10 protein-coding genes are annotated in these 22,396 nt (G+C 55.6%); 5 read left to right on the top strand and 5 right to left on the bottom strand.

Features of this window, described 5'->3' with window-relative positions:
• Window positions 1-259 precede the first annotated feature (259 nt).
• From ABEA92_RS26765 to ABEA92_RS26755, 3 genes are all read right to left on the bottom strand, one after another.
• Entirely contained in the window at window positions 260-1,873 is a 1,614-nt protein-coding gene (locus ABEA92_RS26765; RefSeq protein ID WP_345688100.1) for a 3-keto-alpha-glucoside-1,2-lyase-like domain-containing protein, read from the bottom strand.
• A 301-nt stretch (window positions 1,874-2,174) separates the two neighbouring features.
• Window positions 2,175-5,705 carry a 3-keto-alpha-glucoside-1,2-lyase-like domain-containing protein gene (locus ABEA92_RS26760; protein WP_345688098.1) on the bottom strand — a complete coding sequence of 1,177 codons (3,531 nt, stop codon included), beginning with the start codon at window positions 5,703-5,705 and terminating at the stop codon, window positions 2,175-2,177.
• 251 nt (window positions 5,706-5,956) lie between these two features.
• Window positions 5,957-13,333 (bottom strand): DUF7619 domain-containing protein, encoded by a 7,377-nt coding sequence (locus ABEA92_RS26755; protein ID WP_345688096.1) that lies wholly within the window; start codon window positions 13,331-13,333, stop codon window positions 5,957-5,959.
• 423 nt (window positions 13,334-13,756) lie between these two features.
• Here ABEA92_RS26755 and ABEA92_RS26750 point away from each other — a divergent pair, with 423 nt between their 5' ends.
• On the top strand, window positions 13,757-14,254 hold the full coding sequence (locus ABEA92_RS26750) for a hypothetical protein (RefSeq protein ID WP_345688094.1): 498 nt from the start codon (window positions 13,757-13,759) through the stop codon (window positions 14,252-14,254).
• A gap of 308 nt (window positions 14,255-14,562) precedes the next feature.
• On the opposite strand, the gene ABEA92_RS26745 is transcribed toward ABEA92_RS26750, so the two are convergent.
• Both ABEA92_RS26745 and ABEA92_RS26740 read right to left on the bottom strand, forming a co-directional pair.
• On the bottom strand, window positions 14,563-16,356 hold the full coding sequence (locus ABEA92_RS26745) for an SHD1 domain-containing protein (protein ID WP_345688092.1): 1,794 nt from the start codon (window positions 16,354-16,356) through the stop codon (window positions 14,563-14,565).
• Between the two features lie 263 nt (window positions 16,357-16,619).
• Window positions 16,620-18,005, bottom strand: a complete 1,386-nt coding sequence (locus ABEA92_RS26740; protein WP_345688090.1) for an arylsulfatase — start codon at window positions 18,003-18,005, stop codon at window positions 16,620-16,622.
• 655 nt (window positions 18,006-18,660) lie between these two features.
• Between ABEA92_RS26740 and ABEA92_RS26735 the strand changes: the two genes are divergently transcribed.
• From ABEA92_RS26735 to ABEA92_RS26720, 4 genes are all read left to right on the top strand, one after another.
• Window positions 18,661-20,199, top strand: coding sequence for an RHS repeat-associated core domain-containing protein (locus ABEA92_RS26735; RefSeq protein WP_345688088.1), 1,539 nt, complete (start codon window positions 18,661-18,663; stop codon window positions 20,197-20,199).
• A gap of 2 nt (window positions 20,200-20,201) precedes the next feature.
• Window positions 20,202-20,486: a hypothetical protein gene (locus ABEA92_RS26730; RefSeq protein ID WP_345688086.1), complete on the top strand. Its 285-nt coding sequence runs from the start codon at window positions 20,202-20,204 to the stop codon at window positions 20,484-20,486.
• A gap of 129 nt (window positions 20,487-20,615) precedes the next feature.
• Window positions 20,616-21,017: a hypothetical protein gene (locus ABEA92_RS26725; RefSeq protein WP_345688084.1), complete on the top strand. Its 402-nt coding sequence runs from the start codon at window positions 20,616-20,618 to the stop codon at window positions 21,015-21,017.
• Window positions 21,018-21,277: 260 nt separating this feature from the next.
• Window positions 21,278-22,267 carry a transposase gene (locus ABEA92_RS26720; RefSeq protein WP_345688082.1) on the top strand — a complete coding sequence of 330 codons (990 nt, stop codon included), beginning with the start codon at window positions 21,278-21,280 and terminating at the stop codon, window positions 22,265-22,267.
• Window positions 22,268-22,396: the final 129 nt, after the last annotated feature.

The following is a 22,396-nucleotide window of genomic DNA, read 5'->3' as shown; positions in this document are numbered from 1 at the left end:
TAGCGAAACTCGCCAAGAGTTTCGGAGTGGGTGGTGTTTGATGACAGGCTGGAAGCAGATCCCACATTGCCGAAAGTCTTGACGGGCTGTTGATTTAATGAAGTTTCCTGCGGCAAGGGGTGTAGGATGGACTTCCTAGTCCGTCAATGGTGGATTCGACGGACTAGGAAGTCCATCGTACGACTAAAACAACAAGCCGCCCGCGACTTTCGATACGTTTGAAAGGACGGACGACAACAGGCTGGCAGCCTGTGCTACGTTACGACTTTAGTTTCCAGAGCAGGTAGTCGGTCGTCGTTTCGTGATCGACGTTCTCGGCCCCAGGATACACCAATTCACATTTCACGCCTGTCGCTTCGCAGTGTTCTTTCAACTTCACGCCAAAATTGGACGTGTGTGTGGGATCCTTTTGGTTCTGACCGAGGGCTGGAGGTGCTGAGTAGCTCAGATACACCGGTGGATCATCCGAACTGACCAAGGCGTAAGGCGAATATTCGGCAATCCAGGGCAAGATCGTATCGCGTTTGGCAAGGAATTGATCAAACCCCGACAACTTCATTGCGGCGTCGCCATGGAACCCAAACGCATGTCCACCGTAGCGACTGTTCGGCGTCCACTCTTTCATCTGTTTCGGATCCAGCGTCGTTTGAGCGCCGGTCACAGCGGCACACCACAATCGCGTCGACTCGCGTGCCACGGGATCATCGCTCTGGGGATCCGCCATCTCGGGATGAAACGTCAACCACAGACTCGAGCACGCACCGGCGGATCCACCGGAGGCACCGATTCGTTGTTTATCAAGATTCCATTCTTCGGCCTTGCTACGCACAAATTGTAGCGCCCGCGCCGCATCGCTGAGTGGTCCTTTGACCGGCGGCGAGACACCTTCAGCCGTCGCTTCGGCGACAAAACGATACTCGACCGAGACCACCGAAATGCCCTCGGATAACATTCTCGGCAACATGTTCACCAACCCACTTAGCCGACCGCCACTACCCCATCCTCCGCCATGAATGAAGAACAGCACCGGAGTTGGCTTGTCCGATTTGGCCTGCCAAAAATGGAGCACCTGTTTCGGGTGCGGTCCGTAGGCCACGTCGTATTGGGTCGGATCCGGAAGAGGGCGAAATGCCGCCAAGATTCGCTTGCTCTCTTGCTCGCCGATCTCACGAACAAAGAGGTTACGCCAGCGGATCTCGCCGCCGTGGGTTTGCAACATGATCGGCCCTTTCGCGGGCAACGGCTGCGATCGGTCCCAATAATTCTCCATCACCGCACCTTCGACCACCAAACGTTTGTTGAGCCAAACCCAGGTGCGATCACCGACTTGTCGGATTCGCAATTGGTTCCATTGGCCAAACGGCTTATCGGCTCGCATGATGGGATCACGCCCCAACGTTCCGGGCGTATTGTTGAACAGGCCACCCGATCCTTGACGCGGTTTGCGATCAGGTTTCTTTGGATTGAACGCTTGGTTCCAGTCCCAAATCTGAACTTGCGGCGTCCCACGTAAATAGACACCGCTGTCCGCACCGGGAACCGTCTTGTACTCGATCAGCAGGTCGATGTTTCCGAACTCCTGTTCGGTCGTCGCGTAAGGCCCATGGCCATCGTTGACAAGTTCGCCATTTTCTACGGACCAGTGCTCGGGAAATTCAGCCCGCTGCTCACGTAGGTTGGCCTCTTTTTTTTCACCCGAAAGTTTAGCGGACGCGTGTGGATTCCATCCGTACCATCCCGAAAGATCGTTGCCGTTGAAGATCGCTCGATAACCATCGGGCGGCTCCGGCGATGCGGCATCGCAAGACGATGCAAGCGACAAACAAGCAAAGACAACAATGAAAATCGCGAGAAACCGAACAAGATAGTGCATGGTGAACCTTCCAGGTGGGGTGGGCATTGAATGGGGGATAGGCTTCCAGTTTGTCATGCAGCTTCCCTTTGATTCCACTGCAACGAGGCCGCGATCATCATGGTAACGAAACTCGCCAACGGCTTGTTGATTTAGTTCAAATGCGAATCGCAACGGTGGCCGTGGGCTCTAAGGCACCGGGGACTGCGTGAAACCCAGCCGCTTACGCGTCACGGCTCGATAAATCAACAAACCCCCAACAGTATTACTCAGGTCCGCGGCAGTCCAAAATCATCGCGAGAATTGTTACACGCAGGCGCTCTCACTTCGACTTGGCCTGTTCTAACATTTTTTGAACTCGTTCTTGTTCTTTGGCGAGTGCCCCCGCGGGGACCGGCATCGGTTTGAATTCCGCCGATGCTTTCAGCTCTTCTGCCGGCGGAATCTCTCGCCAACGCAAATTGCGAAACCAGACGGGTTGCCCATGATCTTGTAGCCACAGTTCGCCACCGCGTCCGGTTAAGTCACCGCCGCGAATCGTCAACAATTTGACCATGTCGGCCCATTTGGGATCGGTGTAGTCGAAATCCAAGACCTTTTCGCCATTGAGCCAATGCTGGATCACACTTCCTTTGCAAACGACGCGAGCCGTATTCCACTGGCCCACCGGGCGAGTCGCGTCTTTGGACGGCGCCATACAGAAAAACAGCGACGCTGCGGCTTGTCGTGGGTTCTCGCCATAAGGGCTGCCGATGTTATCGAGCACTTGATACTCGACTTGTCCTGGTCGGTAATAAACGCCGCTGTTGCACCCTTTGGACACTTTCCATTCAAAACGGAGCTCGAAATCGTCGGGGACCTTTTTGCGTTTGTACGTCAGCGATCCTCCCTTAGCCGCACGGAAGAACGCGCCATCTTCGATTCGCCAGTTACCGTCTTGCTGCCATCCGTCAAACGTCTTGCCATCGAACAGTTCGACAAAGCCTTGCCGACTTTCAGCCTCGCTCATCTTGGCAATCTTTTTTGCCATCGGCTTGCTGATCAACATGCGGAGCTTGCCTCGCTCGCTGACAAGCTTTTTCGCCAACACGTCTTCTTCGCTAAATCGGGCCATCAAGATCTCACCATCGGTTGCCCGATTGCGGTCATAAGATATGTAGATCGTGCCGTCGGGCGACTGTAAACCATCGGGATAGCTGATCCCTTTTCGATCGTCCAGCACCAAACCACCGGACCAAGTTTTGCCCTCATCGTCCGAAAGCCACGCACTTAGTTGAACGCGTCCTTGATGGGAATCAATTTTGTCCCCGTGCTTGATCAGCAGAATGCGGCCTGATGCCAACCGGCGAACGAAGAACCGTGCATTGGGGTGCCGAATGACCTCATGCTCCGTCGGCGTTTGCCAAGTGCGACCACGGTCGTTGGACGTGGTCTGCATCATCCCTCTGGCCGTACGAGCAAGCATCCAAAGCGTTCCGTCGGTTCGCTCGATGATCATGTGCTCGTGCCAATCGGGGTTCGGGAACGTTGCCGCACCACGACGTTGCCAGGTCGCCCCTTGGTCGATTGACACATGAACGCTCGCGCCACGCAGCGGATCCAGCTCGGAGAAACAACCGCGGAACGGACCAAAACCAGGACGCTGGTCAAGCGAAATCGGCAGCATCCATTCGCCGCTGGACAACACCGTTGGCTTGTTCAGCATCACACCGTCAGCGATACGACGGGGTGTCGTCCAGACAGGATCGTCGGCATCGGGGTTGTCACAGCGAGTGGCCCAGACGCCGGCGCGACCGTCAAACATGTCCATCGACTGATCAAAAAACAGCCACAAACGTCCGAGTGGGTCGGTCCACAAGTTGCCAACCAGGACACTGCGAGGACGCGGCAGATCGTTGTTATGCGTATCGACCACCAACCGAGGCGGTGACCAGGTTTCGCCGTCATCGTCGCTGGTCGCCAAAACGAAGAACGCCTCGGGGCTGTCGCCGCCGGCGACCCAGCATGCCCATAGCCGCCCACCGGGGGTCCGTTCGATTCCAATCGTCATGCCGTAATCGAGTTTGTCATAATCGTATTCGGGCAGCGGCGATGTATTTAGCACCGGGGTTTCAAGAGCATGTTCGGCGATCTTTTCCATCTTTTCAATTCTCTCGGCCGCTTGCTCTGGCGTCTCCTGCGGCGCCGCACGTCCCTTGGTCACTCGCGAGGTGATCTCGGTCGCTTCGCCCAAGACCAAGAACGCCAGCTTATCAAACCGCAATCGATCCCCAGGGTTCAGCGATTTGCGGTAAGCAAACACACGATTGATTTCACCGGGAAAAAGCTGAAACTCAGGCGTGTCGGCTTTGGTAAAGCCCTGTTTCAGCAGCGACACGCTTTGGTTCGCCGGATGCGATTTGCTAAGCGTCATCACGAAGACTTCCCCCGGCTTCACACACTCGATCTCGTGACCTTCGATACTGGTCCGCACAAACTTGCGTCCCATCAAGAAATCTGGCGCTTCGGTCAGCGTGTAATCGCGGTTGGTGAACAGTTTGACGCCCGGTTTCAACACAGCAGCCTGCTCTGCGGACGCAGCAATCGGAGTGCGATTCTTGCCGGTTTGGGATTCGAACTCGCCAACGGATTCGAGTTTTCCGAACATGACCCGTTCCTTCCGGCTCGGCGACGAGTCACCTTGCGTCACGCTCAACCAAATCGCCCCGTTGTGTTCATGAAACGCGGGGTACTGGAACGATTTCGTGGTTTCGAAGCGATACTTTCGCTGCCATGATTTGCCGTCTTGCGAAATATCGATATTGAAAACGCTCCGGCTGACGCCCTGAATCCTCGTTGCTTCCTGCCAACCGAGATAATAAGTGTCGCCAAATTTGTCGAACGTCGGCTTCGAATTTGCGCCATTGGGAATCGAAGACAACTCGCGTCCCGGCGTCCATGATTTCCCGTCCACGCTGGTGGTGACGTGGTAGTTGCCTCCATCGTTGCGACAGATCGCCATCCATGTTCCATCGGGCAATTGGTTGGCGGCCGATTCACTCAGGCTTGCCGATTGTGGCTCGTTAAAGTGCCCCACCACTTCGAAGGTGGCAAAGTCGTCATGCGCGATCGCCAGGGCATTCTGTTTGCCAGGGAAGTTGTTCAACGCAACATACGTCTTGCCGTCGAAGACTTTGAACGAATCAAACAAATACATCCCATAATCTTTAGCCTGCTTCTTCACCCCATGGGCGACCGCGTCAGCGTGCAAGTAACGCGGCTGCATGTCAAACGTGCCCGCAGCCGTTTTGAGTTTTGCTTTGTGGATGGTGTCCAGAAACTGCTGTGACCGCAGATCAAAATCGCGATACCAAATTTGCGACTGCCGCACCCCAGGTTGCTCGCTGGCAAAGTAGCAACGCAGAGTGGCGTCGCTGATTTGCCGAATCCGCGGCACGAAACAAGCACCAATCGGAAGCGCCACATTGGCGAAAACTTGCTCGGTGCGAGCCAGCGGCACGATCGCTTTGACATCCAGCGTTTTCAAATCGACGATGGACATCGCACAGTAGACCTCGGGCCAAGCCGGACTTTCGCCTGCGCGCTGATCGCTCAGTTCGGCAACGACATAGGCTTGGTCGCCGACGACCACAAATTCCGAATCGTGAGCCCCTTTGACTTCGGGACCGGTCACGCGGACGAGTCGCTGCATCACCTGGTCACCCGCCAACGCGGGATCCCAGTCATCAGGGATAATCGATGCGTTAGAAACGTCGCGGCCGGAAACCAACGTGTCGGCTGCCGGGACGGAATTAGTAACAAGCAGGATGGCCGTGATGACAAACGGCACCAATACAGAGCGAAAGGAAAGCATGTGTGGTGAGACTAAGCGTGATTGGGGGGAGGGCGGGAGCGGAGGGAACTCTATATAATCGATCCAGGCACTCAGCCGAGGACACGATTGCCTAACCAATATAGTCCGCCCCGCGACGCGAAAACACCACCAACCGCCGATTCCATCAGCTTGCCAAAAACAATAGCCATGCGATCATCCACGCTCTAGCGAGCGTAGCCACGGCGTGCAGAGGCGGTTATTCCTGCCAAGCAGATGGCAGTATTTCGCAATCACCGATTCAGATGGCTGTCATCAAATGTGATCGATTCAAGCAGATCCAGCTCTGCGCTCAAGTCGACTGAAATTGCGTCGGGGCGACCTAGTTGGGTGAACCAGTCGTCATTTGCCTCGACCTGTTTCGGTGGAGAGTTTTCTGAAACCGCAAACGGATGGATCCGCGATCGATGTTGCTGATCCCCACCGAAACGATCCAGCTCATTGAAGACAATCTCGCTACGGAAACGTTGGGCTGAAGGATGAAAATCGAACGCGGTAGGTAGTGTTTCCGGTTGCAATTCCACTTCCAATTGCGATGCCCATTCCCCATCGTGCTGAGTGGCCGATGATGGTGCGATTCGCCCAAGCTGATTGATCACTTGCAACGCATCGAGCGGTGTCGCAAATCCGTCTGCGTTGACATCGTAATAGGAGGGCGGCAGTTCGATCGATCGTGAATTAGGCAACCGACCATCGACATCAATCACCGATCGTCGACTTAATTCGTTGATAACCAGCAAGGCATCCAGAGCGGTCACGCCATCGCGGTCGTCGACATCAAAACGGTCCAACGGGTTTGTCCAGGGGCCGCCAGCAACAAGCGTGGTCGCATCGGGCATCGCGCCAAGTGGCTCGCGTCGCCGCACCGCATCCATTGCCATGCTGTAGAACGAATAAGTAGAACCGATGTTGCCGTGGAAAATTGCCGACGTTGTGGTGGTTCCGCTCATCCACAGCGAAGGTTCGCTACCGTCGGTGGAAACATAGATGTCATAACCAACCACTCCCGCGCCGTCGCCGTCATCGCCGGACCAGGAAACTTCAAATCGAGTCAACGACTTTTCCGGAAGGTTGGCAACGGAGCTGACCGGGGCGTCACGATCAATCGCGTTGAGCGTGCTGTTGGTAATGATTGGTTCATTGACGTCAAAGACAATCTCGGCCGCTCCGCTGTACTGGGTTCCTGTTGCATCGCCGCTATAACCTGAAACGCGGTAGCTGACATGTCCTTCGCCACGGCCCGTTTCGTCGTTAAGTGGTAGGAAGCCAGCTTCGAAAAGGTTTGTCAGCACCCCAGTGGCTGGATCGAGCGACGCAAAGGTCCAGCTAACCGTGCGAGTGATAAAATCCAATTCGGCTTCGATCGACAGATCGATTGGGTAGCCGTCGACGACGATGGGTTCGGTGGTTGTCCAGTAACTGCGACCTTCGGGAACTTTAAACACGCGGTCTCCCACAACCATATCGCCCAGTGCGAAGGTGGACAGATCCAAATCCTCGTCTAACACCTCGGTGACGAACACCTCCTGCGCTGGCAAACTGCCACGTTCCGGATCATTTTCGAAAAAGATTTGGAAGTTCATGTTGCGGGCGTCGGCCAAAAATCCTCGGCTGCCCGCGCCCGCCGGCCCCACTTTTTCATTGGGGTCAAATGAACGCCCACGTTCACCGCGGATCTTGTCTCCGGGACCGCGGTCTTTTTGTTCTTCACTGGTTTGGTTCGTCAGACTGTCTTTGTCTTTGCCGCCATCCCCTCCATCTTCGCCGCCTTCTTCACCGCCTCCGCCACCTTTCTTCGGATCGACGTTGTCAAACGAGATGGAGGTTTCGCTGGTATCCAATTCGGGGAAGGCGGCTGAACCTAGGTTGCGTTTGAGTGATTCGAACTCACGCAATCGCTCGAATTCATCGAAGCTGGCTTGCTGCGCCGGTTCAAGGTCTTCAAATTTCTTTTCAGATCGCGGATAGTCGCCGCGATCGAGCTCGCCATTGCCATTGACATCAGGCACGGTTGTATCGGAGCGACCATCAAGGTCCGTATCAAAGGCGAAATAGTCATATTTGCCATCGCCGTCTAAATCGATTGGCGATGATAAAAATAAGTCATTGAACTCCTGACGCACTTGCGCTGGCGTCTTGTTGGGATCACTGGCGATGCCATTGGGACGCAACAATTGATTGACTTTCATTAGCATCTTTTGCTGTTCGGGAGATGCATATCGGATCCCCGCCGCAAACATTTGATCCGAGGCGGTTTCCAAGGATGTCAGCAGATTGCCGCTGGGGTTTTTGACCAACAGCGGAACGAGGTGTCGGCTGAGCGATGCCTCATCTTGGACATTCCTCGATGCATCGGCCCCGGCAATCGTGGTGATATTGGCTGAGGTGATCTCGGATGCGACAGCACCCGATCTGCATGAATCAAACAGAGCGATCGTCTTGGTCTTGCCGGCCAATGCTGAATCAAGCTGACTTCCCGATAGTCTGGTACCTTTACTAAGAAGGATGTCTCCGCCAACAATGGAATTACCTTGCTTGTTGAGGCGACACTCTGAGTGACCTGCATAGATGACAACCAGCAAATCATCTTCGTCGGCCTTGGCCTTGGTCGCTTCGATGTTGCTGAGGAATTCGTCCGCGGTGGTGCCGCGTGTTTGCACGATAATATCGTTTTCAGCCGTGTTTCCTGTGTCAAGGTTCAGCGTTTTGGAGAAAAAGCTCGACCAAGATTCGGCGTCCAGCTCTGCACCGGGGAGTGTTTTATCGGGATTGCCTACCACGACGGCATAGACGTCTTGGCGTGAGTCGCCACCGCCTGTCTCTTCGCCTTGGCCCCGCGGATTGTTTCCGATCGCCAACGCAAATTGCTCAGCGAGCGAATCCGATTCGTCAAAGATGCCACGAATTGCGTTGTTCGCCGGATCCGACGCTGGCAAATCAAATTGCCATTGCCCGTTAACAAACACGCTGCGAATGAATCCTTTGGCATCGAGGTCGTTGGCTTGAGCCGAAAGAAACGCGTAGAAGTCTGCGAACGTTTCACCGTAGCGTGCCCGCTCGCGGGCGACAAAAGCGTTCCAGGACGCTTCGCTGTTGCCGTCCGGACGCAATCCATTTGCGACCCGGTCCCAATCCAGCGGAGTGGAGGCAAAATCAGTATCATTGACCGAGTTGACCCAGGCGGTGATCGTGAACTCACCTTCATCCAGCGGAGCTTGGTAATAGATCGGTAGCGAAACAAATCCACCAGCCGGAATCACGCTGGCACCAGGGATCACATTCCCCGGGAACAAAAACAATTCCTCAGCGGAATGAACCGAATCATATGCCACTTGCAACTCGCCACCGCCATCGACGCGCGCGGTGATGAATGGCATCGGGACGTCGACGTTGGATTCGTTGGTGACGTGAACCTCGTACGACAACGTTCGGCCCGAACGGACTCGGGTGGATCCGCGGACTTGCGTGATCAAGCGGTCCGGCTTGGTAGGTTCGACGGTGACCGCATTAGCAAGCGTAAACAGGTCGACATTTCCATCGCTTGCCACCACCGCGTAGTCGCCCGGATGCAAGCCACCGAGTTCAAAGGTGGCGGTCGCCGATGTGCGATCGATCGCGTGCGTTCGGACCGCAGTGCGGCGATTGCCGTCGGCATCGATAAGCTGATAGGTGAGGTTCTTCGAAAGCCGTGCGCCACGGATCTGCAAGGTTGCTTCGCCGGAATGGCCAACGTTCGACGGGGCGACGTTGTTGATCCGTAGCGGCAACACGTTGGCGACGAGTTCGAATTCCGCGGCGGCCGAGTCGAATGATCCTGGCAGTGCCGCGATGTACCATACCTGGTCCTGTTCGCCACCGGTCAATGTCATTAGCGAATCTTTTTGCCCAGATTGTTGGTGGCGCGCAACGAAGTTGACACGATTGGGAATGTAGTCGGGCGCGGCGTAAAGCTCTGTGACGGTCATTCCGGCGGCCGGAATCGTTAACATCACATCGACCTCCGCCTCGGCCGGCACGACGATTTGATACCACAGTGGATGATCTTCGCGAGGGAACGTCGCGGCAATTGGGGTTCCGTCATTTCGCAACTCTGGGACCTCCAATCGAACGACGGACTCGCTCGTACCGGAATTGTTGCCGCGTCCACCAACTTCGATCAAATCGCCACGTCGGTTTGGATCAACGATCCATCGATACGATCCAGGCAAGACGCCGGGGACATCGACCGTCAACGAAAACGAATGCGATTGCCCCGGCGCGATGGTGATCCCCTCGGCGACGTTGCCGCCGCCGACGATCAACTCTTGGTAAACGACTGGATCGATGTCGTCCTCACCGTTGCTGGCCTCGGACGCAATTAATCGGACCTCGTCATACCAAGGGCCCGTCGCGACGTCGTTGCCTAGGTTAACCACTTGGTAGGTGAGGGTCGCTTGGCCATTGGCGACCGCCACGGTTGGCCCATCGACGGCGGTCGCAACCAAGTCAATCACGGGGGCTCGATCCGCAAACGCAACCACCCGCGTCGTTTCACTTACGACTTCGAATCCGCCTGCGTAAACATCATCAAACGCGCCGGCATCGCGTCCGGCGTACTGCAGGACCGGGTACGGGTCGGTCGCCTCGGACACAAAGGGCTGGTCAAATCGCAACTGAAGCGTGCCGCCAAGTGTCGCATTGCCATCAATAATGATCTCGCTGAATCGATCGGCATGGGGACGACCGCCTACCGCCAAGTCCAACCATCCCGTGTTGGTAAAGTCACCGGCAACGATGACATCCACATCCGACGATAGCTCGAGTGATCCAAATGTTCCGACCGCAGGAACGCCAAGCAGAAATAATTCGCCGGATTCCGTGCTGACCCACGTTTGACCGGTCTCGTCATCGTGCGTAATGTCCGACAAACCGATGGTTGCCCCCGCAGCGAATTGAATTTCAATCTCGTAGACAAGTTCGCCGGTCGCGGACAACACATGCACTCGACCGCTGTCGCCAACGACCCACAGGTTGCCGGTATCCGCATCAACTTCGATGCCTCCCCATGTCACAGCAGACAGCGTGCTGCCGGTTGGACGTGCTGAAAACTCGTTTTGAATTTGGCCGCTGGCCGAGGCGATTTCGCGTATCTGGGAATCGCCACCTAGCAGAAACAGCGTTCCGCGGCCGGGATGTTCGGCGATCCCACGCTGGCCGCTTGGAAGACCCGGGATCTCGACGGTCGCCAACACTTGGCCACTGGCGATCTCGATCGCGAACACGGTCGGTGTTTCCAGGTCGCTATGGATAAACAGCAGCGTTCCCGCCGGAACGGTGGTGTTACCGATTGCCATGGGCTGCGTGGTGATGTCGATTCCAGCTCGATCCACTGCACCGCCCGGCTGAATGATCACGTCGCCGGCTGGTTGAGATCGGTCATTGAGAACGCGAAAAACCGGTTCGCCATTGACGCGTTCATTGCGAGTATGCGTGATCAGCAAACCCGATGACGGATCGACCGCAATCCCCACGGTTCGGATGTTCAAGGTGGCGCCGCGGTGAAGGATGGCCGCCGAGGATCGTGGCATTCCGTTGATAAAGTCGGCGTCGGCGCGAAGCGATTCACCATTTCGCAGCACCAAGCGGCCACCGTTTCGCTGCACCGTCCGGATCGCGGGGAAGGAGGCTGCCGCACCTTCGAGCGAAACCGCCGCTTCGTTAGTCGATAGCGGGATGGTTTGCCCATCACGATCGACGATGTCCAACGACGCGTCGGATTGAACAATCCATCGGCCCCCAAACAGACGACCCTGATTCGCGTCGACGTTGGCGACAATGTCACCTTGAAGCCGTAAATCACCTCCTTGGATTTCCACCAACCCATTGTTGTGGAAACGTGATTGATTTCCCGCAGAGACAAAACGTGACTGTGCGTCACCGGTTTTGGTCAGCGAACCGAAATTAAAGAAACTGGCGGCCAGACCGTCGAATTGGTGAAAATCCAACACGGTATCGTCTTGGATTTCCCAATTGCCACGGTTGATGGTGGTCGAAAAATTGCGAAGCTGAAGTTGCGTTCCAGACGTTTGAAGGATCGTACCTTCATTGACCAAGGTGGCAATGATTTGGATCGATTCCTGCGGATTTTCAAACGTGACATGCCCTTCATTGATAATCCAGCCACTTGATTGGGCCTGGTCGGTGGTGGACCAGTAAAAAAAGTCTGCGGGGAAATCGAGCACCATGTCACGCGAGGACGACTGCAGTCTTGCTTCCATCACGACCTTGCCGCCGCCATCGCCGGCGTAGCGCCCGGTTGTCTTCCAAGACCCCTGCATGCGGAGGGTGGAACCATCGGCGACGGAAAAGACCCCGCCTTCACTGAGATAGCTGGAGTGATGTGCCGCGACTACATCCCCTGCGTCGATTTGAATGGTTCCGCCGAGATGAACGATGCTCACCCCGCCGTCAACAATTCCAGCGGTGCCGGCCCCCGTTTTTAGCAACAGCCCCTCATTATAAAAGACCGCGTCATGAAAGGTTTGACCGCCCAATTGAGCTGTCCCCATCATCTCCCACACGCCATCGGATGCGTTGCTGATACCAGCCGAACTCGAGTTGAATTGGCTGCCGCTGAGCATCGTGACGCGGCCGTGATTCTGCAGTCCTCCGAAGGGACGTTTTTCCGTTGGCTCATCGATCGTGATGCTGCCAAGATTAGTCCATGATCCGTAGGTGTCACCACCAATCCAATGAAACACATCCTCGGAAAAGTCCAAAGTCACCCCTTCGTCGCGGGCGTGGATTAGACCATCGGCAAACTCGATGCGTCCGTCACCGTCGCCGCTAAAGCGTCCGCTCCAGTAGGCCTGGACTGGTTGAAGCACCACCTTCGCATTCTCGGCGACGGTGATGTTGACTCCGGTAGATGGATTGGTCGATGTACCTGAACGACCAAGTGCCAATGTGCCCTCGTGGACGACCAATTGACTGCCGTCACGGTGGTCCAAGCGGTGGGCATCGAGGAACGCGGTCGTATTTTCGCCGACCTTTTCGATCGTGCCCTCGTTGCTGAACACGATGCTACGCGAAGTGTCACTCATGAAGGGACCATCCATTTGCCACATTCCCAACGGTCCGTTGTCCAGCGTCGTGTTATTGAGTGGAAAGTGGAGTGCGGAGTGTTGAAACACACTGCCGCGATTGATGAGTGTTCCTGAGAACTGCTTGGTTTCCGCGCCGCTGATTTGTAGGGAAGCGTCCGACTCAATGCTGACATTGTCAGTCCTCAACCATCCGCTCGTCCACTGGACCGCTCCCGCCAAAAACTGCGCGTGACCGTCAACATGCATGCCGGCTGACAAAATAATCGACTCGGACGTTTGCAGGCTTTCAATGCGAATATCGCTCGTAATCGTGATGACGGGATTGGCATCACCACGATCAATGGTCACCGTGTCATTGACGCCAGGCACGCCGACGCCGCCACTCCAGTTGCTGGGATCATGCCAAGAACCGCTTTGGTCAGTATTCCAAATGAAGGCGGCCAGGAGCGTACGGTGTTCCAAACGTTCAACGTGAAGACGACGTTGACGCCGTTTAGCAAATGTTTTCTTGCAGAACGATCTCATGGATGTAAACCAAAGCAAGCAGAGGCAAACGTCGAGGCATAGACGCCCCACCTTGAAGAAGGATTATTATCGTTGCCAATGATTGATTTTCAATGGAGCCAGAGCCCAATGAAAATCCGAGGCGGAACAGGGTGCCAGACCGACGCTATAGACTCAAACGATGACGCCATTTGCGTGTTCCGAGACGCAGCCGAGGGAGTCTTGTGCCCGTCACCCTTGTCAAGGCGATCTTCGCATCAACCGCATCCGTCTGTTTCACTCGCTGGACTGTTCATGCTTACACTCATTTTGCATCACCTGTTCGCGTCCTGGTAGACTAACGAGCTGGTAGACAGCAAATCGGGTAGATTGTGGCCAACGTCGCCAAGGTGAATCCGTCCTTAAGCGGCCAATCAACTGTATGGATTACGAACGCCCCGTAGTATGAATACAAGCTCGATCGACAACCGGTCATTGCGTTGGGATTACGGCAAACTCCGCTCCAGTCACGCCTGGGTCGCGTGGGTGACATTAGCCACGGGAATCTTTGCACTGCCGTTGGCTTGGCTGCTGCGTGATTCGCTGGAGGTCGCTGGAACTCCGTTGCCTCCCTGGACCGTGCTCCTGATTGGCTCGCTGCTGGCTATCGCTGGACTAGTCGTGTCGGTCACGCTGCTTCGCGCCAAATCACGTCCCCCAAAGTCGATCACGATTTCCGATGGCAACATCACGATTCCAGGAGGCCTATTGCTGGGGGCCGGTTGGTCGATGCCGTTGACCGATATCAACGTCCGCACGACCGACCTGGGGTTCGTCAAGCACTTGCAGTTATCGGGACGACGTAAACGAACAACGCTATCGTCCGCCTTATTTGCTGACGACGCTGACTTCGATCGCCTTGCCAACACGCTGCAAAACGCATCAGGAAAAAATGCCACTTGAATCGTGCGTAAGCATGATGTCACCCAAACAAAGGGGTCAAACCTCTTTGTTTCCTCGGGAGCAGGTGGATAGGCTATCGAGATGCCTTGATCACCGCGAACCGTCGAAGCAAGTCGTAGCAAGCGGGCCTCTCGGCAAGGCTCCGGCTGACGAACTGAAGCAATAACCAATCACGTGTTGCCGGCCGCACGGAACCTGCGTGCATTTGCCTGGCGTAGCTACGCTCGCCAGAGCGTGGTTTTCCACCGCGAACCCGGGCGCAGCGACGCCGCAACCCCATAAGTTCTTTTCGTACTTCTCGCTGCTTGTCAATTTTCGATCGTGGCAGTGAAGGTTCCTCGCAGTAAACTTTTGTTCGCATCGGGCAAGCACAGGTAGATTTTGCCAGGCAGTTTGCCGTCGGCCGATTGGCCGAATTCAAGCCGCATTGCGTATTCGCTCATAAAGATCTCCGTTTCCAAGCCGTCATCGGCCGTGCTATAGCGGAAATGCACATGAGGCGACGAGAAGCCTGATTTTGCGTTGACGTCAAATGTCTTACCATCGGGTTTCTCGTCCTCGTCCAAGAACAAAAAGATGATCCATGAATGAACGTCCTGGTTGCCATCACGGTGCGTCAGATGGAGGATCCCATCGCGGATCCTCGAGTCGTTGATCGTGGTGGGCATCCCGGCGGCGACCCCGGAAGCCGTCGTGGAGGGAATTTCCAATCCAGCGAGATCCAAGCTCCAGCCCTCCGGCGCCGGACCTGATGGGACCTTCTTTGCACCTGCGGGTGCACTGGAGCTCTCCATCGACTCGGAGATCTCGAATTGGATGCTGTCTTCGCCGCTGAAACCAAACTCCATTTCGGGACCTGCCCCGTCGCCGGCATTTCCGGCTCCGAAATTTAGCATCGTTGCCGCTTTTGTGACTGCCTGGTCAAATTCCTGTTGCGACTCGGCCGCCAGTAGTGAATCCAATACCGTGCTCGCCATCCCGGTAAACATACCGACCATCATCGCAGCTCCCTGCATGCTCTCAGCACTATCCGCCTTTGCCTGCTCCATCGATTGTTTCAGTTCCCCCGATTCGAGCTTGGATTTCAATTCTTTCCATTGGCTGAACTGCGTCTCGGTGACCCAGCGGTTCGAGACACGAACCAGCTTGGCCTCACGCGATGTGAACTCAAAGTTAAAGTCACTCGCCGGTTGTTGACCTTCCGTCTGGGGAACTCGCACGATGGCGTGGTCATCATCGATCTGCTCGATCGTCAACGAGTCGAGGAATCCGTCGATTGCCCCCGGCGGAGCTAGCTGGAACAAGGGTTTCAGGTGACCGCCGAGACGCGGGCCGTGGTAGTTGATCGCTTGCGAAAGGGTACGCTCCCCTGTCATATCAAATGAAAAAGCGAAATCAACCAGCTCGTACAGGACGCCGACGGCGGGATCGTAAGCCTGTTCGATTTGCGGCATGACCTCTGTCGAGACCTGGTCCAACAAGGGCGAGCCAAGCACAAACGGTTTCTTGGTGACCAAGACTTCGATCGCTTTGAAGACAACCGGTTCGACTTGGGACTGCAGAGCGGTGCTCTGATCGACGAACGGACTAACCTCGCTGCGGAAACGGTTGTCATCAAATGTGGCACGCATTTCTTCGGGCAACGCATGCCACAATACTTCGGGATGCCCCGCCAGGAATTGTTGTTTGGCAAAGTTGATCGTTTCACGCACCGACAAGTTGTCGGGGAACGGCGGCATCGGATCGACCGGAGGCGGCGTGGGCGGTTCAAAATCCAACGCTCGGTTGACAGTGGGTGCTACTGCAGACTCCGGTTCCGACGATGACTGTGCAGGTTGCTTGAGCTCGCTTCGCATTTGCTCATAGGCGTTGCGAGCCTGATCACGACTCTCCCGGCTGAGCTTCGCGATCGGGACGCTGATTTTGGCACCATTGTCCTTGAGCAAAACGATGCTCTTGCCCTCAACACCGATGAACTTTGCATCGATCGAGAATTTGCCGGTTGCGTCGGTCCACGTTTCCGCTTGCGCCGAAACGCTAAATGAAGTGCCAAGCACGGTGATGCATCCGAGCAAGCAGAAGCGTCCGATCCAAGGTCGCACATAACAGGATCTTGGAAAAGCGTTTTTAAGAAACATAGGAACCTATCGAGTGAGCGAAGCAAGTTGAAAAGGCCAACAGCGAATTCAAGCCAGCCTAATCGATGGGCTCGAAGGGAATGAGAGCCGGGGCGCAAAAATATCAAACAGGCCGCAAAAAATTAACTTACTGTTAATTCTCCGCAGCCGTTTGCAGCGAATTGCGGGCAACGATTTCCCCACCTGCTAATGAGCCGTCCCACCTGTATTCCTGTTGTCCAAGAACACTACTTTTTCTGCGACTTCTTTTTCGCCGCCGCTGCGGTGGCCGGATCGGGCCAATCGGGATGCGGCGTGCGGGCTTCGTTCATCGTTGCCACCGCTTTGCTAACCAGTTCGGGGTGGGATTGGGCCAAGTCGGTTGTTTCGCCCAGATCATTGGCGAGATCATACAGTTCAATGTCAGCCCCCGGGGCGGGGCGAACTGCTTTCCAATCACCCCAGCGGATTGCCTGGATTGGTCCCGGTCGGTTCTCATGCAATTCCCAATAAAAATAATCCCGTTGAGGTGCCGGTCCACCTTCGAGGAAATTGACTAACGAGTAACCGTCAGGTTGAAAGTCCTGAGGGATTTCGGCTTGTCCCAGCTCGGCAAACGTGGGCAGCAAATCCCAGAACGCCCACGGTTCGTCCGTCACGCGGCCGGCGGGAACCGTGCCAGGCCACCACGCGAACGCCGCCTGACGCAGCGCTCCTTCATACATCCCCCTTTTGAATCCACGCAGCTTGCCGTCCATCGTCTGATTGAAACGTTTGCCGATTGCCGTGTTTGGATTAAACGACGAGCCATTGTCACCGGAGAAGACGATCAGCGTGTTTTTGTCGATCCCTTTCGCCTTGAGCAGCTCGACAAGTTCGCCCATGTCCGAGTCAATCCGTGTCACCATGGCCGCGTAGTTCTTTTCTGTCTCAGTCCATGGTTTGTCTTTATACATTCCCTGATCGTCGATTTCGAAACGTCCGTGAGGAAGCGTGATCGCATAGAACAGGAAAAACGGATCACTGGAATTCGCATCGATCCACTTCAGCACATCCTGCTGGATCAATTCCTGTGCGTAAACTTGTTTCTTGCCGCCTTGATTTCCAGGGATTTCAAAACGCTGGTCATCGTTATACAGATAGCTTGGGAAATAGCTGTGGGCATGTCGCTGGCAGTTGTAGCCAAAGAAGTGGTCCACGCCGTTGTTGAACGGGCTGCCCGACGTATCGAACATGCCCATGCCCCATTTGCCCATCGTCGCGGTTTTGTACCCCGCGGTTTTCAGTATTTTCGCAATCGTGACCGTATCGGCCGGAAGCGGGCGTTGCCCTTCTGGTTGGATCTCGCGGTTGGCCCGCGTCGGACAGTGCCCCATATGCAATCCGGTAAAGAACGAACTACGTGCCGGTGCACAAACGCTGGTACCTGTATAGGCAGACAGGTACCGCGTTCCCTCGTTGCAGAGTCGGTCTAGATTCGGTGTCTGAATCAGTTTCTGGCCGTAGGCCCCGAGGTCACCCTGCGCAATATCGTCGGACAACACGAAGATGAGGTTTGGCTTGTCTGATGCTGCCGCAAACAGAGGCATGAACGCAAACACGAACGCAATTGCCGTCAAAAGTTGTTTCATCATTGTTTTCCATTCGTTCTCAGGAGAGCTTATTTTTAACGGTCGAACGATTCTGGCGGAGAGCGACATTGTCGAGTGTCCGTTTTCGTGTTCCCCAAAATACCATAGACAACCCAAGAGACAACAATACGGGCATGTTTTCTTTCCCGTCTCCAAAACGGCCGTAACCGATTCCCGCGGCGAGTGGTTTCCTACTCGGGTGTCGCCGGAGTCACACTCGTGGCTCCGGGTGAAATCAAATGGGTCAGAAATCAAATGGGTCAAGAAATCAAATGGGTCAAACCTCTTTATTTCAGCGGGAACAGGTGCCAGGTTATTGAAATGTCTCGATCACCACGAGTCGTCGAAGCAAGCGGGCTTTATCATGCTTTGAACCATAGCAAGTTGCGGAGACGATGTTTCGCAAGCAAGACGAATTCGTCGGATCTAAGACAGGACGGCAAAATGATTCCCAGGCTCGAGATGCTTTGAATTTTAATCATTTTGTCCCTTAATCGCTTTACCAATTTCCAACGCAGGTCTCCAGCACCCACGGGCTCTCGCCGATGGTGTTCAATTTCACAGCCGCGCGGCGTATGATGGTGCTGGTCGGCTCAGCAGCATCCCCCACGGAGCGACGGAGATCTCCTCGGGTGAAAATTGGAACGGGACTTCCGCGTTGCCCGCCTCGCTGGGCAGCTCTGATTTGCTGGCCGCTTTCACGTTCCAGTACGACGCGGACAATCGCTTGACGCAGAAGATCGAGAACATCTACGTTGCCTTTGACAATCGCGCCGGCAAACGACTGGACAGCGACGGGGATGGCGATTTTGATCGTGACGAAGCGTTTGTCTGGACGGAAGGACAGACGGTCCTGCGTGCTGTCGACTCTGACGGAGAGGCGACGAGCGAGACGTTCACACTGTCTAGTCGCTACCTGTACGGCGAGATGGTGGACCAGTTGCTGGCCGACGAGCAGTATGCCGATGGAGCAGGCCCGGAGATCTCAACGACGACCGCGGCTGCAACGTCCGGTGAGACTTACTGGGCGCTGACTGATCACCTGGGCAGCGTACGTGACTTGGTGGACAACAACGGCGAGATCCGCCAGCACGTCGCCTACGACAGCTTCGGCAATCGAATCGTCGAGCAGGATTACGACGCTTCAGGAACCGCGATCTCCAGCAGCCATCCCGATGCGATCGACGCGCTGTTCGGCTACACGGGCCGCGACTGGGACGCCGACGCGGGTCTACAAAACAACCGAGCTCGTTGGTACGACCCGGCCACAGGCCGTTGGCTCAGCAAAGACCCGATTGGGTTCGCAGCAGGCGATGCGAACTTGTATCGGTACGTGGGGAATCAAGCGACTACTGAGACCGACCCGAGTGGCCTCGCAAATTTCATACTTCCTTCAGCAATCCCCGGTTCGGGAATTACACCTCAACAAGATTTGGAAAATCAGCGTGTTGATAGCTATGCAGCTGTCAACGGTGTGTCGCGTGCCGCGGGAAGCCTTTTCTCTCTTGGGTTCAAAACAGACTACGACATCGTAACACCGCCGATCGAGGTTAGAGAGGCCCGTCAATATGACCTAGCAGTCAGTGGCTATCAGTGTGTGACAGAATTTGGAACCGGTTTTGGTATCGGGAAGGCTGCGACCGCACCGGGTCGCGTTGGGAAAGCGTTGTTCGTATTCGACACCACGCAGAATCTTTCGATGACGGGCCAAGGCGTTTACAACGGTAATCCGTTGCAGGCAGGATTGGGGACCCTTGGCCTCTCAGGCAATGCTGCTGGTGTCATGAGTGCTGAGCGTGTTTTGATCACGCGAGGCGTTAGCGGATCGAATCACGGAAGCCGCTTGGCACGACAAGGAATCGCAAAGCCCAATAGACCGTGGTGGCAGTATCTCCGTGAAGACACTGCTACGCCTCTTGACCACAATGCGAAGTCAGGAGCCACACTCAGGTCCATCTTTACTTCGTGGACAACCGACTGCCGTGTTTCACGGAATTTTGCATCCGGAAGACTAGGTCAAGAAAGCGGGACAGTCATTACCGCGGCGGTACATCCGTGGCGCATCGTGCCGAGTCCCGATACAAAAAATATGCTGATTTGGGGTACGCATCCAGGCGTGTGGGTCCGTGAATCAGAAGTTTTGGTGATCGGAACCGTGAAGGGAACGCCTGCTCCAACGAAACCTTTGGTGAAATAGAAATGTCGCGTTTTTCATACTTGAATGAAGGGCAATTTGCATTGGTCGCCCTCGACCCGAATACCGGCATTGTGTTGGACCAAAAATCGTTTGGATATTCACAGCTTAGCCGCAACAGCGCAACCACAGTTGACACTTTGAGCGAGGCGGAGACTGTTGCGCAGGAAATATTGAAATCAGGTGATATATTGGTCTTGGTTTTCAATAAAGGCGGAGAACAAGTTCTTAGTTTCATGAACGACGCACAAGGTGATAAACGTGGCGACGTGGACACAATGCCGGGTTAATGCTAACGGCTCGCAGAAACCTGAAACGATCGCTCCGCAACCGCGCTCACGCGCGCGGAGGAGGAAAAGGTGTCGGACACCGAAATGCCTAATTAGGCAAGCAGAAGGTGGTATTCTTCTTGGCGAAAGTTGGCTGATGCCAACCACCATTCGATTGCGATCAACTTTAGCCGTGAATTCGACAATCGAGGCAACCGCATTGAACTGGGGGCCAATTTCGGGGGAACGCTTTTAGGCGGCGTGATCTCCGGTGGCGTGGACGACTTCGAAAATGGCTATGAATACGATTACCTGAATCGGTTGACGTCGATCGTTCAGCAATCGCAGTCCGGCGGGCATGCTGTTGCTCCCAAACTGGCCGAATTCGACTACAACCGCGCGTCTCAATTGACGGACTTGCACCAAACACTCTGGAAAAGTGATTTTGTGTCAATTCAGCTGGATTGTCTAAGCGGCACTGCCAGCATTTTGTCGGCACCCAAAAAAACGAATGTGGTTTATCGGATGCCTGCCTTAGTTTTCAAGACCTAGCTTCGCAGAGTGTCCCCCTCCAGGAAGAAAGGTAATTTGTGCACGATATGTGCACGTTTCCCAGGGGAAACAGGCACATATCGTGCACTTCCTGAGAAAGGCTGCGCCGGGAAAGGCTGCGCCGGGGTCACCGGGAAAGGCTGCGCCGGGGTCAGGCCTTGTGGGGGTCACCGGGAAAGGCTGCGCCGGGGTCAGGCCTTGTGTTCGGTGTTCGAGAGGTGTAGCTTGGCGGTTGCTGCTTTTCATACCGGAGGTTTGCCATGCCTAGACCGCCCCGGATCCAGTTTCCTGGCGCCAACTACCACATCGTCACCCGCGGGGACGGGCGGCGCAAACTGTTTCACGATCAAGGACACTACGATCGCCTCACGCAGGGACTTCACGACGAGGTCCAGCGAAGCGGGTGGATCGTGCTGGCCTATTGCTGGATGCCCAATCATGTTCATGCCCTGATCCAAACCCCTGAGCCCAATTTGGCTCGCGGCATGCAGCATTGGCTTTCCGGTTACGCAAACTGGTATGCCAAACGGAATCAGCGGACCGGGCATCTCTACCAGGGCCGCTACAAGGCCTTCTTGGTCGAAGATGCGGGCTATTACTGGACGCTCAGCCGTTACATCCACTTAAATCCTTGCAGCGGCACTCGCCCGCTGGTCGCGGATCCAGAGTCTTGGCCCCATAGCAGTTTTGCGGGCTACGCGCGGAAGTCAAAACGGGCCGACTGGATTGCCTACGACCAGTTACATACCTACTGGAATGCGGCGGTGGGAGGCAAGGACCCTGCAGCTGCGTATCGCCGCTATGTCAAAGCCGGCTTAGAGGTCCCTGACGACCCTTTCAAGACCGAGCTACGCGAGTGGGTTTTCGGAAGCGAAGACTTTCTGCGCCGTATGATCCAGCTGGCTGACCGAGACGACGTGGTTCGCCAGCAGAGCACATCCAGGCGACTGGGAAGTGTCGGAGCCGATGAGATCATTGCGGCAGCGGCTGCCTACCACGGAGTGGAGCCGGCGGACTACGCGGTGTTCCGAAGCACTGCGGCGGGCCGCGACATGGCGGCGTGGCTTTGCCGACGATGGTCGCCGGCCACGCTGCGAGAGTTGGGACCGCGATTTGGTCTGTCGGGCGTGGACAGCGTATCAAACCTGGTCCGTCGGGCGGTAAAACGACACAAGGAGTCCTCACGGTGGCGTCAAGACGCTACAAACATTGAACGGAAACTCAACCTGAACACCGAAAACAAGGCCTGACCCCACCGAAGCCCATCCACCGAAGCCCATCCACCGAAGCCCATCCACCGAAGCCCATCCACCGAAGCCCATCCACCGAAGCCCATCCACCGAAGCCCATCCACCGAAGCCCATCCACCGAAGCCCATC

Source organism: Novipirellula caenicola (assembly GCF_039545035.1).
Lineage (GTDB): Bacteria > Planctomycetota > Planctomycetia > Pirellulales > Pirellulaceae > Novipirellula > Novipirellula caenicola.
This window is presented reverse-complemented; position numbering and strand designations above follow the sequence as displayed.

What these genes read in the sequence shown, in the direction of transcription:
- ABEA92_RS26765 (WP_345688100.1), bottom strand. Translation starts at nt 1,873, where the DNA reads ATGCACTATCTTGTTCGGTTTCTCGCGATTTTCATTGTTGTCTTTGCT.
- ABEA92_RS26760 (WP_345688098.1), bottom strand. Translation starts at nt 5,705, where the DNA reads ATGCTTTCCTTTCGCTCTGTATTGGTGCCGTTTGTCATCACGGCCATC.
- ABEA92_RS26755 (WP_345688096.1), bottom strand. Translation starts at nt 13,333, where the DNA reads ATGAGATCGTTCTGCAAGAAAACATTTGCTAAACGGCGTCAACGTCGT.
- ABEA92_RS26750 (WP_345688094.1), top strand. Translation starts at nt 13,757, where the DNA reads ATGAATACAAGCTCGATCGACAACCGGTCATTGCGTTGGGATTACGGC.
- ABEA92_RS26740 (WP_345688090.1), bottom strand. Translation starts at nt 18,005, where the DNA reads ATGATGAAACAACTTTTGACGGCAATTGCGTTCGTGTTTGCGTTCATG.
- ABEA92_RS26730 (WP_345688086.1), top strand. Translation starts at nt 20,202, where the DNA reads ATGTCGCGTTTTTCATACTTGAATGAAGGGCAATTTGCATTGGTCGCC.
- ABEA92_RS26720 (WP_345688082.1), top strand. Translation starts at nt 21,278, where the DNA reads ATGCCTAGACCGCCCCGGATCCAGTTTCCTGGCGCCAACTACCACATC.